General features: G+C 62.9%; 15 protein-coding genes. 11 read left to right on the forward strand and 4 right to left on the reverse strand.

Translation table 11 applies throughout. The features are described 5' to 3' along the window. Positions 1 to 48 precede the first annotated feature (48 nt). The 4 genes from U0S50_RS09515 to U0S50_RS09530 all read left to right on the forward strand — a co-directional run bounded on the left by U0S50_RS09515 (position 49) and on the right by U0S50_RS09530 (position 3,016). A complete protein-coding gene (locus U0S50_RS09515) occupies positions 49 to 720 on the forward strand; it encodes a cell wall hydrolase (RefSeq protein ID WP_322308538.1) in 672 nt (223 codons plus the stop codon). An 84-nt stretch (positions 721 to 804) separates the two neighbouring features. Then, complete coding sequence (locus U0S50_RS09520) at positions 805 to 1,431, forward strand: DUF4136 domain-containing protein (RefSeq protein WP_322308539.1); 627 nt, start codon at positions 805 to 807, stop codon at positions 1,429 to 1,431. Next, entirely contained in the window at positions 1,428 to 2,537 is a 1,110-nt protein-coding gene (locus tag U0S50_RS09525) for a M14-type cytosolic carboxypeptidase (RefSeq protein ID WP_322308540.1), read from the forward strand. Before U0S50_RS09520 ends, U0S50_RS09525 begins: the two co-directional genes overlap by 4 nt. Then, positions 2,534 to 3,016, forward strand: coding sequence for a GNAT family N-acetyltransferase (locus U0S50_RS09530; RefSeq protein WP_322308541.1), 483 nt, complete (start codon positions 2,534 to 2,536; stop codon positions 3,014 to 3,016). Before U0S50_RS09525 ends, U0S50_RS09530 begins: the two co-directional genes overlap by 4 nt. 121 nt (positions 3,017 to 3,137) lie before the next feature. On the opposite strand, the gene U0S50_RS09535 is transcribed toward U0S50_RS09530, so the two are convergent. After that, on the reverse strand, positions 3,138 to 3,599 hold the full coding sequence (locus U0S50_RS09535) for an Hsp20 family protein (protein ID WP_322308542.1): 462 nt from the start codon (positions 3,597 to 3,599) through the stop codon (positions 3,138 to 3,140). A gap of 201 nt (positions 3,600 to 3,800) precedes the next feature. Here U0S50_RS09535 and gpmA point away from each other — a divergent pair, with 201 nt between their 5' ends. Further along, positions 3,801 to 4,487: a 2,3-diphosphoglycerate-dependent phosphoglycerate mutase gene (gene gpmA / locus U0S50_RS09540; protein ID WP_322308543.1), complete on the forward strand. Its 687-nt coding sequence runs from the start codon at positions 3,801 to 3,803 to the stop codon at positions 4,485 to 4,487. 72 nt (positions 4,488 to 4,559) lie between these two features. Here the strand turns inward: gpmA and U0S50_RS09545 are convergent, their stop codons facing one another. The 3 genes from U0S50_RS09545 to U0S50_RS09555 form a co-directional block, all read right to left on the reverse strand. After that, entirely contained in the window at positions 4,560 to 6,662 is a 2,103-nt protein-coding gene (locus tag U0S50_RS09545) for a Plug domain-containing protein (protein WP_322308544.1), read from the reverse strand. 167 nt (positions 6,663 to 6,829) lie between these two features. Next, the gene (dapD, locus tag U0S50_RS09550) at positions 6,830 to 7,672 is read right to left on the reverse strand and encodes a 2,3,4,5-tetrahydropyridine-2,6-dicarboxylate N-succinyltransferase (protein WP_322308545.1); all 843 of its coding nucleotides are present in this window, start codon (positions 7,670 to 7,672) and stop codon (positions 6,830 to 6,832) included. After that, positions 7,669 to 8,361: a pyrimidine 5'-nucleotidase gene (locus U0S50_RS09555; protein WP_322308546.1), complete on the reverse strand. Its 693-nt coding sequence runs from the start codon at positions 8,359 to 8,361 to the stop codon at positions 7,669 to 7,671. The genes dapD and U0S50_RS09555 overlap by 4 nt, the downstream gene beginning before the upstream one ends. A 101-nt stretch (positions 8,362 to 8,462) precedes the next feature. Between U0S50_RS09555 and U0S50_RS09560 the strand changes: the two genes are divergently transcribed. The 6 genes from U0S50_RS09560 to tuf all read left to right on the forward strand — a co-directional run bounded on the left by U0S50_RS09560 (position 8,463) and on the right by tuf (position 15,671). Beyond that, positions 8,463 to 9,764 (forward strand): amidohydrolase family protein, encoded by a 1,302-nt coding sequence (locus U0S50_RS09560; protein WP_322308547.1) that lies wholly within the window; start codon positions 8,463 to 8,465, stop codon positions 9,762 to 9,764. A gap of 43 nt (positions 9,765 to 9,807) precedes the next feature. Then, positions 9,808 to 10,893, forward strand: a complete 1,086-nt coding sequence (locus U0S50_RS09565) for an isoaspartyl peptidase/L-asparaginase (RefSeq protein ID WP_322308548.1) — start codon at positions 9,808 to 9,810, stop codon at positions 10,891 to 10,893. A 331-nt stretch (positions 10,894 to 11,224) separates the two neighbouring features. Beyond that, positions 11,225 to 11,596 carry a 30S ribosomal protein S12 gene (rpsL, locus tag U0S50_RS09570; RefSeq protein ID WP_058454342.1) on the forward strand — a complete coding sequence of 124 codons (372 nt, stop codon included), beginning with the start codon at positions 11,225 to 11,227 and terminating at the stop codon, positions 11,594 to 11,596. Positions 11,597 to 11,669: 73 nt separating this feature from the next. Next, positions 11,670 to 12,140, forward strand: a complete 471-nt coding sequence (rpsG, locus tag U0S50_RS09575; RefSeq protein ID WP_322308549.1) for a 30S ribosomal protein S7 — start codon at positions 11,670 to 11,672, stop codon at positions 12,138 to 12,140. 93 nt (positions 12,141 to 12,233) lie between these two features. Next, positions 12,234 to 14,327, forward strand: coding sequence for an elongation factor G (gene fusA, locus U0S50_RS09580; protein WP_322308550.1), 2,094 nt, complete (start codon positions 12,234 to 12,236; stop codon positions 14,325 to 14,327). A gap of 153 nt (positions 14,328 to 14,480) precedes the next feature. Further along, positions 14,481 to 15,671: an elongation factor Tu gene (tuf, locus tag U0S50_RS09585; protein WP_322308551.1), complete on the forward strand. Its 1,191-nt coding sequence runs from the start codon at positions 14,481 to 14,483 to the stop codon at positions 15,669 to 15,671. Positions 15,672 to 15,770: the final 99 nt, after the last annotated feature.

The raw sequence follows: 15,770 nt of genomic DNA on the forward strand, positions 1-15,770 counted from the left end.
CACCTGTTTTGAGGTTTCGGTCCATCAGCCGCCCTTTTGACGGACAATATGAGTCGCATCCTGAACGCTGCCAGTGTGGCTGCCGTCGGCATGACTGCCGCAACCATGCTGCTACTGGCGGAACCTGGTTTCGCCAATGATTTGGGCGTTGACGCCAATCGGCCCGCAATCGCCCTTCCCTCTGCCAATCCGGTGGCAGGGGAACCGGCGACGCAACCGCCCGCCGATATCGAAGCATCGGTGGAAAAAATCATCGCCGATGCCAACGCCGATACCAATGACGCCGAGCCCGTTATTCAGCCGCTGACGGCCGAATCGCTCGCGGCGCTTGTCGCGGTGACGCCCCGGCCGGCGACGCTCGATCCGGAACTGCGCTGCCTTGCCGGCGCCGTCTATTTCGAATCGCGCGGCGAATCGCTTCCCGGTCAACTTGCCGTGGCGCATGTCGTGATCAACCGCGCCCAGTCGGGTCGCTTTCCTGCCAGCCTGTGCGGCGTCGTCTATCAGCGCAGCCAGTTCAGCTTCATTCGCGGCGGCAAAATGCCGCGCATTCGCGAAGGCAAGCAGTGGGATAATGCCATCGCCATTGCGCAGATCGCCCAGGACGGCAGTTGGAAGAACCATGCACCGGGCGCTCTCTTCTTTCACGCCCGTCACGTATCGCCCGGCTGGCGCAAGACGCGCATCGCGCAGATCGACAATCACATCTTCTACCGCTGATCGGTTCACCGCAGCCTCGGCGCACGCGCCGGGCCGCTATGCCGTTCATTGCCAAGCCATCTTTTGTGGCGCATGATGCCCGTCATGATGCGTCACAAATCTGCTGCGTTGCTGTCCGCCGCCGCGCTCGCGCTTGGCGGCTGTGCGACGGCCGTTCCACCGGTCGAAGTGACCCGTTTCCACAGCAATGCCGTCGCGGGTTGGGCGGCGGGGACGCGCTATGTGATCGACGCCGTGCCGCTGAACGATGCGGCGGCGATGCTCGGCGCGACCCAGCCGTCGCTCGAATGGAACAGCTACCGGGTCGCGGTGGAACGTCAGCTGCAGCTTCAGGGTCTTGTTCCCGCCGATGATGGTGGCGCCGCGCCGCTCAAGGTGCGTATCGGCTTCGATCGCGCCGACCGCGCGGGTCTTGCGAAACGATCGCCCGTATCGGTTGGGGTCGGCGGATCGACCGGCAGCTATGGTTCGGGTGTCGGCCTTGGAATCGGCATCAATCTTGGCGGCGGGCCCCGGGCTATGCAGGATCTGCAACTGTCCGTGCGGATCGACGATGCCGCGACCGGCCAGGCTCTTTGGGAAGGCCGGGCGCTGACCGCGGTTCCGGAAAAGGCGCCAGCGGCGCAGCCGTCTCTGGCTGCGGCGAAATTGACCGAAGCCTTATTCAAGGACTTCCCCGGCGAATCCGGACGCACTATCACGGTCCCATGACCATCACCATCAACGCCGCGTTCGACAGCGGCAATATCGTCGTGGATTCGATTGACGGGACCAATGCGCGCCTGTCCATCCGCAAGGATCGTGAATCCGATTTCTTTCAATGGTTTCATTTTCGCGTGGCCTGTTCGGCGGGCGACGCGCTGGAACTCGCGATCGGCGGGCTCGAGGCTTCGGCCTATCCCGACGGCTGGCCGGGCTATGCCGCCTGTGCCAGCTACGACCGCGAACATTGGTTCCGGCTCGACACCTCCTATGACGCCGGCACGCTGACGATCCGCCATACCGCCGAAGGCGATCTCCTGTGGGTTGCTTATTTTGCGCCCTACTCGATGGAACGGCATCATGATCTGGTGGCATCGGTCGCCGAATGCGAGGGCGTCACCTATCGTTGTCTCGGCACCAGCCTCGAAGGACAGCCGATCGATTGCCTTGAAATGGGAACCGGCGATGTCCAGGTCTGGCTCTATGCGCGGCAGCATCCGGGCGAGAGCATGGCCGAATGGTGGATGGAAGGGGCGCTTGAAAAGCTTACCGACCCGGCCGATCCCCATGCGCGTTCGCTGCGGCAGAAATGTCGCTTCCATATCGTGCCGAACATGAATCCCGACGGGTCGCGGCGCGGGCATCTGCGCACCAATTTCGCGGGCGTGAATCTCAACCGCGAATGGGACAAACCGTCTGCAGAACGCAGTCCGGAGGTGCTTTGCGTGCGCAATGCCATGGACGAAAGCGGCGTCGACTGGGCCATGGATATCCACGGAGACGAAGCAATTCCGGCGGTTTTCGTGGCCGGGTTCGAGGGGATCCCCTCGGTCACTGTGAAACAGTCAGAAAATTACCAGACATTCCAAAAAACCCTCTCCTCCAACACCCCCGATTTTCAAACGCGTCTTGGCTATGCTGTATCGGCCCCGGGACAGGCCAATCTGTCGATGTCGACCACCCAGATCGCCGAACGCTTCGGTGCTGTGTCGATGACGCTGGAAATGCCGTTCAAGGATAATGACGATCTGCCTGATAGCGCGCAGGGATGGTCACCCGAGCGTTCAAAACTACTGGCTCACGCCTGTCTGGTCACATTAGATCAGATGCTGTGATCGCGGGCGCGAGCCGCGACAATTGGCGGATCATTGTCGATGACCTGTCGGGTTTGCCGGTTCGCGCTCTACTTGAACGACATTTTGCCGCCATGCGCGCGAACTCGCCACCGGGAAGCTGCCATTTCCTGGATTTCGATGCGTTGAATGGACCCGATGTTACATTCTGGTCGATCCATCATGGTGGTACCCTCGCTGGCTGCGGCGCGCTGAAACTTCTCCATGCGCGGCATGGCGAGCTCAAGTCGATGCGTACGGCCGACGCTTTCCTGCGGCAGGGCGTCGCATCGCGGATGCTTGAACATATCATGACGGAGGCCCGCACGCGGGGCATCGAGCGACTAAGCCTTGAGACCGGAACCGGTGAAGCTTTCGCGCCAGCCCTAGCGCTTTATCGCCGGCTTGGCTTTGTCGAATGCGACCCATTCGCTGACTATCAGCTTGATCGATTCAATTGTTTCATGACGCGCAGCCTGTAATCGGAGTGTCGGTCGGCACCCTTGCGTCGCTTTACGTCATTTTTCTCAATCGATGTCAGAACGGGGTCCGCAAGGGACCCCGGACCCCGTTCGACAGACTATCGAGAACCTGTTGTTCGGTTCAGGCGGCCGCTTGCTCGCCGTCCACCACTAAAGTCGGCTTTCCGCCACCGATCACAATTTTGTGCGGCTTCATCGCGTCGGGCACTTCGCGCACCAAATCGATCACGAGCAGGCCATCGGCGAGGTCAGCGCGATCAACGCGAACGAAATCGGCGAGCTGGAAGCGACGTTCAAACGCGCGCGTAGCGATGCCGCTGTACAACAACTGCCGGCCTTCGCCTTCGGCGGCAGGCGCTTTGCGTCCACTGACGGACAGCATGTTCTGCTGGGCGGTAATGTCGATCTCGTTGCCCTTGAAGCCGGCGACAGCGACCGTGATACGAAAATGATCGTCGGCGATCTTTTCGATGTCGAAGGGAGGGTAGTTGTCTGCCGAACCACTGCTTTCGAGGAAATCGAACAGACGGTCGAAGCCCACGGTCGAGCGGCGGTAAGGGGTCCAGTCGAAACTGTTGCGCATGATCATATCTTCCTTGTCAAAGCGAAGCGATGGGGCAGTGACTTGTTTGCCGCTGCCGTCACCCGGTCCCGTTGCGGCGACCGGATGATCTGAATCTGGTATGCGCCGAAACCATTTCAAGGGGGCGGTGGTCCTGAGGCGTTCTGCGCGCTATGGGGCGGCGAATCGCTCGGTCGAGCGCCGCTTCAGGAAGGACAGTCGATGCCGCAGCTTATCCTCATCCGTCACGGTCAGTCGCAATGGAATCTGGAAAATCGCTTCACCGGCTGGTGGGATGTCGATGTCACGGAAAAGGGTGCGGCAGAGGCCTGGGCGGCAGGGCAGCTGATGAAGGATAAAGGCATCGCGCCTGATGCCTGTTTCACTTCGGTTCAGACGCGCGCGATCAAGACGCTCAACCTCGCGCTCGAAGCGATGGGACGTCTCTGGCTTCCGGTGACCAAGGATTGGCGACTCAATGAGCGTCACTACGGCGGATTGACCGGGCTCGACAAGGCGGAGACGGCCGCCAAGCATGGTGAGGATCAGGTCAAGATCTGGCGCCGCAGTTTCGATACCCCGCCGCCGCCGCTCGATGCGGGGTCGCCTTGGGATTTGTCGACCGACCCCCGCTACGCTGGCATCGACATTCCATCGACTGAAAGCCTGAAGGACACGATCGCTCGCGTCCTACCATATTATGAAAGCGCGATCGTTCCGCAGTTGAGAGCAGGAAAAACCGTGTTGATCTCTGCTCACGGAAACAGCTTGCGGGCGCTGGTAAAGCACCTGTCGGGCATTTCAGATGCCGACATCACCGGACTCGAAATTCCGACGGGCCAGCCGATTGTCTTTGATCTTGCTGACGATCTGGCTGCGGGAGAGCGCTATTATCTGAGTGAACGCTGAGCGTTTCGTAACGCAGAGTGGTGTTCGAAAATCGGGCCGGTTCTGGAAAGGGGCACCAACTGGGGTACCGGATCAAATCGTGCCGGTTACGGTCAGTTGCAAAAACTGGCCGAAACGCCGTCGTCTGCTCTCGTTGAACGCCACGGGACCGTCGCGTCGCTCGACGAAAACCGTGCGATCGAACGCATCCTTCATGTTCGCCAAATTTCGGTACGATAGCTTGACCGTAAAACCTGCGATGTTCTTGTGTTCGATGAATGCAGAGACGAACGGCGCCGTCGTGAACCCGTTCTCGACGGCATCGAGCCGTATATTGGGACTTTCGCGTTCGTCGAAATAGCCACTACCCCAGGCGATGTCGGTTCCTGGAATGTCGTGTCGCAAGCTCAGATCGACGACATATTCCTTGCCGTAGCTCTGGTCGCGCCACACATTTATAAGCGGATCGCGAACCCTGTTCCGACGGAAAGTCACATCGGCGTTGATCCGAGCGCCTATCCATCCCACGGGATCGAGCAATAGCGTTGCTTTACCGCTGACGCGGAATAGATGGGCTGGTGGCAGGTTACCTCTTCCCTCGCTGATTGCGGACAGAGGAATCTGATCGACGAGATCCTGGGCATAGGCGTAAGCGATTGCGGCTGATGCATTGCCCCAGCGGCCCATGTCTCGCACCAGTTCCAATTCGGTACGATTCAGGACTGGAGGGATGAGGTGGGTGTTTCCGGAATTGCCGTTATTATTCGAAAGGTTCACAGAACTGGCGAAGTCGAAGAAGGACAGCTGGTCGATGCGGCGCTGAATATGCCAGTTTACCGTGGTTCGCGGACCGACTTTCCAGGCGAGCGCCGCCTTGCCCTTTGGCCGGACAAAATGCCGCGTCAGCCCATTGGCGCCGCTGGAGGCCAGTTCGCTGTATTCGACGCCGAGATTGACCTGCGCGGTCAAGCCATCGGCCAGCGTCCGCCCCCAGGTCAACGACGCCTCGCCGCGCTTTTCCTCCACCCGCACATGTTCGCCGCCGAAAACCACGGGTAGAAAGGCCCCGCCGGGCTGGAGGCGCGCGAATTCGGCGTCGATGTCGAGCATGTTGTACGCCCCCTCGAGCGCGACCTGCCAATCGCTGCCCCCCGAGGTACGCCAGCTATATTCGCCGCGCAGGATGCTTTCGCTTTCATCGGCGGTTTGCCGGAATCGTTCGCCGCTTTCGCCGCCCGTTTCGCGGTTGATGCGAAAGATGTCGAGCGTCGGGCTGTGTTCGAACCGATAGAGGCCGATCAGTTTCAGCCGCCCGCCGCCAAGACCCAGTTCATAGTCGCCGCCGACGTCGATATTCCATTCATCCTCGCGCGAGGAGAAGCGTTCGCGCACGCGCCCGGCCGCTGGTTGAATCGATTCGCCGCGAATGCGTTCGTTGATCAGTTGGCGTTGGACCCCGATATTCGCGTTCCATTTATCGCCGTTCGCCGCAGCGCGCGACAGGGCGGCGGAAAGGCGCGGCCGGTCGCTGTCATATGCGGCATGTTCCTGCCGGACGAAGAGAGGAAGCCCCGCGCCGTCGCGGACGAATTCGGGCCCCCAATGACCCTGGCGCGTGGCTTCATTCTTGAGCGCCAGCGTCACGCCGACCCCGCCGATCGTCCCGCTGGTCGCAATGTCCCCGCGCAGCCAATTATCCTCCAGCCCCGGACGCCATTCGGGTTGCCAGCGCAGCGTCGTGGTAAAACGGCGCCCGGCGCCGCTTCCCGCGACAAGCCTGACATTGGCGACCTGCCCCGTCAGGCCCGGAACATCGAGGCTGGCGCCGTCGACGATGTCGATATAGGCGACCTGCGCGGCCGACAGGCGCGACAGGGTGGCGCGGGCATCGCTTGCCTTGTTGGCGATGCGTTCGCCGTCGATCAGAAGATTCTCGGTGGCGGCGCCGAGCCCGCGCGATCCGCCATTGGACCCCGTGGCGATCACGAAGCCGGGGATTTTTTCGACCATATCGAGCGCGGTCCGCGGCGCGAAACGAGCAAAATCAGCGGGCCGATAGCGGGTGGCGCCGTTGATCGGTGCGGCTTCTTCCTCTGGCGCCGACGCGCTGGGCGCCGCGCTTTCCTGCGCCGCCGCCGGCAGCCCCGCCAGCAGCGGGGCGAAGGCAAGTGTCAGTTTTCCCGCGATCGCACGCATACCGGCATCCCCCATTGTCGTCGGCAAAACCCGGTTTCGCCGACCATCATTCTTCGGGGGCGTGTCATAAGGATCTGCGTCGCAGAATTATGTCAGAATCTGCGACGCTTACAACCAAGGGGACAATTGCGGGAAAAGGAGGCGTCCCCCCTGCCCTTTTTCGAGGATCAGTCGCGGAGCAGTTCGTTTATGCCCGTCTTGGCCCGCGTCTTGGCATCGACGCGCTTGACGATGACCGCGCAATAGAGCGAGGGGCCCGGCGTTCCGTCGGGAAGCGGTTTGCCTGGTATTGTGCCTGGTACGACAACCGAGAAGGCGGGAACTTCGCCGATAAACACCTCGCCCGTCGCACGGTCGACGATCTTGGTCGATGCACCGAGATAGACCCCCATCGACAGCACCGCGCCCTCGCGCACGATCACGCCTTCGGCGACTTCGGCGCGGGCGCCGATGAAGGCGCCATCCTCGATCACCACCGGTCCGGCCTGGAGCGGTTCGAGGACGCCGCCGATCCCGGCGCCGCCAGAGAGGTGGACATTGGCGCCGATCTGGGCGCAGCTGCCGACCGTCGCCCAGGTGTCGACCATCGTGCCTTCACCGACGCGCGCGCCGATGTTGACGAAGCTGGGCATCAGCACCGCGCCCTTTCCGATATGCGCGCCGTGGCGGACGATGGCACCGGGAACCGCGCGGAAACCGGCTTCGCGAAACCGGTTTTCACCCCAGCCGACGAACTTCGACGGCACCTTGTCCCACCAGTTGGCGCCCCCCGGCCCGTCTTCGATGATCGCCATGTCGTTGAGGCGGAACGAGAGCAGCACCGCCTTTTTGAGCCACTGGTTGACCTGCCACTGGCCGCTGTCGTCGCGTTCGGCGACGCGAAAGCTGCCGTCGTCGAGGCCCGCGAGCGCCGTTTCGACCGCGTCGCGAACCGCGCCCTGCGTCGAAAGGCCAAGCCCGTCGCGCGCATCCCAAGCGGCTTCGATCGTCGAAATCAGGTCGGTGGTCATGAAATTCCCCAAGGTTGCGGCCCCAAATGGTCCGGAAGCGTGTCGAGCCAGTCGGTGATATCGTTCACGTGGAAATCAATATGGTCCGGCAGGTGGTCGCGATGGCCGCTTTCGCTGCCATTGTCCAGCCATACGGTCGTCATTCCCAGCGCTTTTGCAGGCGTCAGATTGCGTGCCATATCCTCGACGAACAGGCTGGTCGCCGGGTCGAGCCCAAGATGACCGATCATGGCCGCATAGGCGGCGGGATCGGGTTTGGGGATATAGGCGGTCGCGCGAATGTCGCATATCCCGTCGAACAGATCGGCGATCCCGCGCGCGTCCAGAACCCGCGCGGCATAGTCGGCGTCGGCGTTGGTGAATATCAGCTTGCGCCCCGGCAGCCGGGCCAGGCCCGCCCGCAGCCGGTCGCAGGGAGCGATACGGTCGAGCGCGATGTCATGGACATCGACCAGAAAATCCTCCGGATCGACGCCGTGGTGCCGCATCAGGCCGGCCATGGTCGTGCCATGGTCGTGAAAATATTGTTTCTGCACGCGCCGCGCCTCGTCCGCGTCGACATCGAGCAGGCGCATGATGAAGGCGCCCATCCGCTCGTCGATCAGGTCGAACAGCTGCGCCGACGGCGAATAAAGCGTATTGTCGAGATCGAAGATCCAACAATCGATATGGTCGATGCGCGCGTTCATGCAGCGCCGCTTACCGGCTCGTCGCAGACGCGGCAACGCCGCTTTACGTGTGCGTCACGATCGGCTTTAACCCCCCGGCCATCGACAACAGGGGTTGCCATATGAAGTTCGTTTCTTTCGTCCCGGCCGTGCTTGCCGCCGCCATGTTCGCCGCGCCGGCGACCGCGCAGACCGCGGGGCGCACCGTCATTCACGCCGGCCAGTTGATGGCCGAACCGGGCAAGCCGGTACGCGGCGCCTCTACGATCATCGTTGAAAATGGCCGCATCCTGTCGATCGCCGATGGATTTCAGGCCGCCGAACCGGGCGCGAAGCTGATCGACCTGAAGGACAAATATGTCCTGCCCGGTCTGATCGACAGCCACGTCCATCTGACCAGCGACACCGGCGGTCTGGCCGGGCAGCTGGAGGATCTGACGCTCAGCCCCGCGGCGCAGGCGTTCAACGCCGAAATCAACGGAATGAAGACGCTGCGCGCCGGGTTCACCACGGTTCGCAATCTGGGCGATGGCGACGGCGCGACGCTGGCGCTGCGCGATGCCGTCGCGGCGGGCAAGGTCCAGGGGCCGCGCATCGTCGATGCCGGCCTGTCGATTTCGGGCACGTCGGGACATATGGATGGCGCCCTGGGCTTTCGCGACGAGCTTCGCCCCCATTTCGACGGCGCGGGCAATACGTGCAACGGCGCGGAGGATTGCCGCCGGGCGGTGCGCCAGCAGATCGGGCGCGGCGCCGACGTGATCAAATTCGCATCGACCGGCGGGGTGAACAGCCGGATCGGCGCCGGGCTCGGCAAGCAGATGTTCGACGACGAGGCGCAGGCGATCGTCGACACCGCGCATATGTTCGGGAAAAAGGTCGCGGTTCACGCCCATGGGGCCGACGGCATTCGCCTGGCGCTGAGCGCGGGCGCCGATTCGATCGAGCATGGCACGATCCTGGACGAAGCGACGATCGCCGCCTGGGCGAAGTCCAAGACCTATTATGTCCCGACGCTGTCGACCGTGAACGGATATAAGGAACGGCTGGCCGCCAATCCCGATGCCTATGAACCCGATGTGCTTGCTAAGATCAAATGGCGGATATCGATCACCGGCAAGAGCCTGGAACAGCTTGTCCCGCGCGGGGTCCGCATTGCCTTTGGCACCGATGCGGGCGTGTCGAAGCATGGCCGCAACGGCGACGAGTTCGAACTGATGGTCCAGCATGGCATGACGCCGCTCGACGCGATCAAGGCGGCAACGGTGAACGCCGCCGACTTGCTGGGCCTTGCCAATGAGATCGGGACCATCGCGCCGGGCAAGAGCGCCGATATCATCGCGGTGGCGAGCGACCCGCTGGCCGATGTGCGCGTGCTGAAGAGCGTCGCTTTCGTGATGGCGCAGGGCAAGGTGGTGGACTGACCGGTCGATAATAATATTCTTATATATCAAAAGGTTAAATCTCATGCTCTCATCCTTTTTGGCGGTATTGATCGCCTCGCAGGCGGCGGCGTCGGCGCCCGCCGCGCCCGCCGTGTCGCCCGAACCCTTTGCCGATGCGGCGGCGCCGCCCCGGCCGCAGACGCAGACCGGGGACGCCGCCACGCGCGCCGCGACCGGCGGCTGGACGCTGGTGGTTCATGGCGGTGCGGGCACGCTGCGCCGTGACCGCATCACCCCGCAACAGGATGCCGAATATCGGGCGGCGATCGATCAGGCGCTCGCCGCAGGCCAGGCGGTGCTGAAGGATGGTGGCAGCGCGCTCGACGCGGTGCAGGCCGCGGTCGAAGTGATGGAGGACAATCCGCTGTTCAACGCGGGGCGCGGCGCGGTTTTCACCCATGACCGCACCAATGAACTCGACGCATCGATCATGGACGGCCGGACGCGCGAGGCGGGTGCGGTGGCGCGGCTGACGACCAGTCGCCATCCGATCGCGGCGGCCCGCGCGGTGCTTCGCGACGGGCGCCATGTTCTGTTGACCGGGGCCGACGCCGACGGCTTCGCGGCCGAGCGCGGGGTCGAGCAAATGCCGCCGAGCTGGTTTGCGACACCGCGCCGCCGCGAGCAGATCGAGAATTTTCTGCGCCGCGAGGCGGGGGACAAGAAGGTGTCGGCCTTTGACATCGACCAGAAATTCGGGACGGTGGGCGCCGTCGCGCTCGACATGCGCGGTCATCTGGCCGCGGCAACCTCGACCGGCGGACTGACGGGGAAAAGATGGGGCCGCATCGGCGATTCGCCGATCATCGGCGCGGGCACCTATGCCGACGACCGATCCTGCGCCGTGTCGGCGACGGGCGCCGGCGAATATTTCATCCGTGTCGGCGTCGCGCAGGAAATCTGTGCGCGGGTCCGCCTGTCGGGCGCGTCGCTGCAAACGGCGGCCGACGAGGTGATGGCGGAGGTGCGCGAGCTGGGCGGCACCGGCGGTGTGATCGTGGCGGGCCCCGACGGTGCCTCGGCCTTCAGCTTCAACACCGAGGGCATGTACCGGGGCCGGATGTCGAGCGCCGGGATGCACGAGGTCGGCATCTATAACGACGAGTAGGCGATGGTTCGGTGGGCGGCGGCGCGGTGATGACCGCCCCGTCCCGCTCCGTCCGGCGCTGCCCGCCATGCCCCATTGACCGCGGCGGCTTTCGCCGCTAGAGGGCCGCCTGCTCGGAAATGGCGCTTTGTCGCGGTTTTCGAGTCACAACAGCGCTTGAACATTGCTGGCGCGGATGGAGCCTCCGGAAGATCATGCGATCTGCCGGGGTCTTTTGCTGTTACAAGGTCGGCCCTTTTTCGCCTTTTTGGGCGGTCGGGCCGGAGCTTCATCCACCGCGGTAGAGTAACCGTTCGCTCCTTATGGGCGGACATTTGAAGGTGAAGCATTCATGCCCACGATCAACCAGCTGGTCCGCAAGGGCCGGACGCCGCAGAAGGCGAAGTCCAAGGTCCCGGCGATGGACGCAAACCCGCAGAAGCGCGGCGTTTGCACCCGTGTCTATACGACCACCCCGAAAAAGCCGAACTCGGCGCTTCGTAAAGTGGCCAAGGTCCGCCTGACCAACAGCCGCGAAGTGATCTCCTACATCCCCGGCGAAGGCCACAACCTGCAGGAGCACTCGGTCGTGCTCATCCGCGGCGGCCGTGTGCGCGACCTTCCCGGCGTGCGCTACCACGTCCTGCGCGGCGTGCTCGACACCCAGGGTGTGAAGGACCGCAAGCAGAGCCGTTCGAAGTACGGCGCGAAGCGTCCGAAGTAAGGACCGCTTTTTTCGGCTATTGATCATCCCGTGAGCGCAGTCGCGCCGGGATGCTGTTGTAAAGGAATACCCCATGGCTCGTCGTCGCCGTCCCGAACGTCGCGAAATCCTGCCCGATCCCCGTTTTGGGGATATCGTGCTGTCCAAGTTCATGAACAGCGTCATGCTCGACGGTAAAAAGTCCGTCGCCGAACGCATCGTCTATGGTGCCCTCGAAGCGGTCGAAGCCCGCGCCAAGAAGGAGCCGCTCGGCGTGTTCCACGAAGCGCTGGCGAACATCCGCCCGAACATCGAAGTGCGCAGCCGCCGCGTCGGCGGTGCGACCTATCAGGTTCCCGTCGAAGTCCGCCCGGACCGCGCCCAGGCGCTGGCGATCCGCTGGCTGATCACCGCGGCCCGCAACCGCAGCGAAACCACGATGGCCGCGCGCCTGTCGGGTGAACTGCTCGATGCGTCGAACAATCGCGGCAACGCGGTGAAGAAGCGCGAAGACACGCACCGCATGGCCGAAGCCAACCGCGCCTTCTCGCACTACCGCTGGTAAGCGCGCGGGCGGTCCGCCGTCTCGCAATCGTAACAATTCTTCCTATATCGGGGGCGGCCGCAGCGGCCACCCCCCACATCCAAGGAAAAGATCATGGCACGCAGCCATCCGCTCGAACGCTATCGCAATTTCGGTATCATGGCGCACATCGACGCCGGCAAGACCACCACGACCGAGCGTATCCTCTATTACACCGGCAAGTCCTACAAGATCGGCGAAGTCCACGACGGCGCCGCCACCATGGACTGGATGGAACAGGAACAGGAACGCGGCATCACCATCACGTCGGCCGCGACGACCTGTCTGTGGAAGGCCGATGAGGGCAAGGGCCCCGAACATCGCCTGAACATCATCGACACCCCCGGCCACGTCGACTTCACCATCGAAGTCGAACGCAGCCTGCGCGTGCTCGACGGCGCGATCACCGCGTTCGACGGCGTTGCGGGCGTCGAGCCGCAGTCGGAAACCGTGTGGCGCCAGGCGGACAAGTACAAGGTTCCGCGGATGTGCTACGTCAACAAGCTCGACCGCACCGGCGCCAATTTCTATTATTGCGTCCAGACGATCATCGATCGCCTGGGTGCGGTCCCGGCCGTGCTTTATCTGCCGATCGGCGCCGAAAGCGACTTCATCGGCCTCGTCGACCTGGTCAACGAACGCGCGATCATCTGGAAGGATGAAAGCCTGGGCGCCGAATTCTTCTATGAAGACATTCCGGCCGACATGAAGGACAAGGCCGCCGAATATCGCGAAAAGCTGGTCGAACTCGCCGTCGAACAGGATGACGCGGCGATGGAAGCCTATCTCGAAGGCACGCTGCCCGACGTCGCGACGCTGAAGGCGCTGATCCGCAAGGGTACGCTGGCGCAGGCGTTCGTGCCCGTGCTGTGCGGTTCGTCGTTCAAGAACAAGGGCGTCCAGGCGCTGCTCGACGCGGTTGTCGACTATCTGCCTTCGCCGCTCGACATTCCCGACGTTCAGGGCATCAACCCGGCGACCGATCAGCCCGACAGCCGTGAAACCTCGGACGCGGCGCCGCTGTCGCTGCTGGCGTTCAAGATCATGAACGACCCGTTCGTCGGATCGCTGACCTTTGCCCGCATCTATTCGGGTACGCTGTCGAAGGGCAGCTACCTCAATTCGGTGAAGGACAAGAAGGAAAAGATCGGCCGTATGCTCCTCATGCACGCCAACTCGCGTGAGGACATCGAGGAAGCCTATGCGGGCGACATCGTCGCGCTCGCCGGCCTGAAGGAAACCACGACCGGGGACACGCTGTGCGCCAACAACGCACCGATCATCCTCGAGCGTATGGAATTCCCCGAGCCGGTCATCGAGCTGTCGGTCGAACCCAAGACCAAGGCCGACCAGGAAAAGATGGGCATCGCGCTCAACCGCCTGGCCGCCGAGGATCCCTCGTTCCGCGTTTCGACCGACCATGAATCGGGCCAGACGATCATCAAGGGCATGGGCGAGCTTCACCTCGACATTCTCGTCGATCGCATGAAGCGCGAGTTCAAGGTCGAAGCGAATGTCGGCGCGCCGCAGGTGGCGTACCGCGAATCGCTCGCGAAGGCCGTGGACATCGACTATACCCACAAGAAGCAGTCGGGCGGCTCGGGCCAGTTCGGCCGCGTCAAGGTCAGCGTCGCCCCCGGCGAGCGCGGATCGGGCATCACCTTCATCGACGAGATCAAGGGCGGCAACATTCCGCGCGAATATATCCCGTCGGTCGAAAAGGGCATGCGCGAAAGCGCCGAAAACGGCCACATGATCGGCTTCCCGATCATCGACTTCGAAATCAAGCTGACCGACGGCGCGTATCACGACGTCGACTCGTCGGCGCTGGCGTTCGAAATCGCGGGCCGTGCGGCGATGCGCGAAGTGGCGGCGAAGGCCGGCATCAAGCTGCTCGAACCGGTCATGAAGGTCGAAGTCGTCACCCCTGAAGAATTCATGGGCGACGTGATCGGCGACCTCAACAGCCGTCGTGGCCAGATTCAAGGCACCGACAGCCGCGGCAACGCCCAGGTGGTTGAAGCCATCGTGCCGCTTGCCAATATGTTCGGTTATGTGAACCAGCTGCGTTCCTTCACCCAGGGACGTGCGCAGTACACGATGCAGTTCTCGCACTATGAAGAAGTGCCGAACAACGTCGCCGACGAAGTGAAGGCGAAGATGGCCTGATCTGGTTTGTCCGTGCGGGGTGTCGCCCCGCACGGCCGACCGACCAAGCGCGGACTTGCGCCGCGCGGCAAGACCGATTAAGGGCGGCGCCTGATTCAGCGGGCTCGTCCAGGACTGATCAACTCAACACGCGAACAAGAAGGTTCAAGAAACATGGCTAAGGCTAAATTTGAGCGGACGAAGCCGCACTGTAACATTGGCACCATCGGTCACGTCGACCATGGCAAGACCTCGCTGACCGCTGCGATCTCGAAGGTTCTGTCGGAAATTCAGGGCGGCACCGCCGTTGATTTCGCGAACATCGACAAGGCTCCGGAAGAGCGCGAGCGCGGCATCACCATCTCGACCGCCCACATCGAATATGAAACCGATGCGCGCCACTATGCGCACGTCGACTGCCCGGGCCACGCCGACTATGTGAAGAACATGATCACCGGCGCCGCGCAGATGGACGGTGCGATCCTCGTCGTGTCGGCCGCTGACGGCCCGATGCCGCAGACCAAGGAGCACATCCTGCTCGCCAAGCAGGTCGGCGTTCCCACCATGGTCGTCTTCCTCAACAAGGTTGACCAGCTCGACGATCCCGAACTGCTCGAACTCGTCGAACTCGAAATCCGCGAAGAACTTTCGAAGCGCGACTTCGACGGCGACAATATTCCGATCATCGCGGGTTCGGCTCTCGCCGCCCTCGAAGGCCGCGACGACAACATCGGCAAGGAAGCCATCCTGAAGCTGATGGCTGCCGTCGACGAATGGATCCCGCAGCCGGAGCGTCCGCTCGACAAGCCCTTCCTGATGCCGATCGAAGACGTGTTCTCGATCTCGGGTCGCGGCACCGTCGTCACCGGCCGTGTCGAAACCGGTATCGTCAAGGTTGGTGAAGAAGTCGAAATCGTCGGCATCAAGGACACCAAGAAGACGACCGTCACCGGCGTCGAAATGTTCCGCAAGCTGCTCGACCAGGGCCAGGCTGGCGACAACATCGGTGCGCTGATCCGTGGCGTTGGCCGTGAAGAAGTCGAGCGTGGCCAGGTTCTGGCGAAGCCGGGTTCGATCACGCCGCACACCGAGTTCACCTCGGAAGTGTACGTCCTGTCGAAGGACGAAGGCGGCCGTCACACGCCGTTCTTTGCGAACTATCGTCCGCAGTTCTACTTCCGCACCACCGACGTCACCGGTGAGGTCGTCCTCCCCGAGGGCACCGAAATGGTCATGCCGGGCGACAACGTCCAGCTGACGGTCAAGCTCATCGCTCCGATCGCCATGGACCAGGGTCTGCGCTTCGCGATTCGCGAAGGCGGCCGCACGGTCGGCGCAGGGGTTGTGGCGACCATCACAAAGTAATATAGGGCCGCGAGCCGCGCGATTCGGACTGATTCGCGCGGCTCGTAGCTTAAAGAATTTTGATGGCCGATCCGGCTTCCTTGCGGAGGTCGGAACCGG

Source organism: Sphingopyxis sp. (assembly GCF_034380315.1).
Taxonomy (GTDB): domain Bacteria; phylum Pseudomonadota; class Alphaproteobacteria; order Sphingomonadales; family Sphingomonadaceae; genus Sphingopyxis.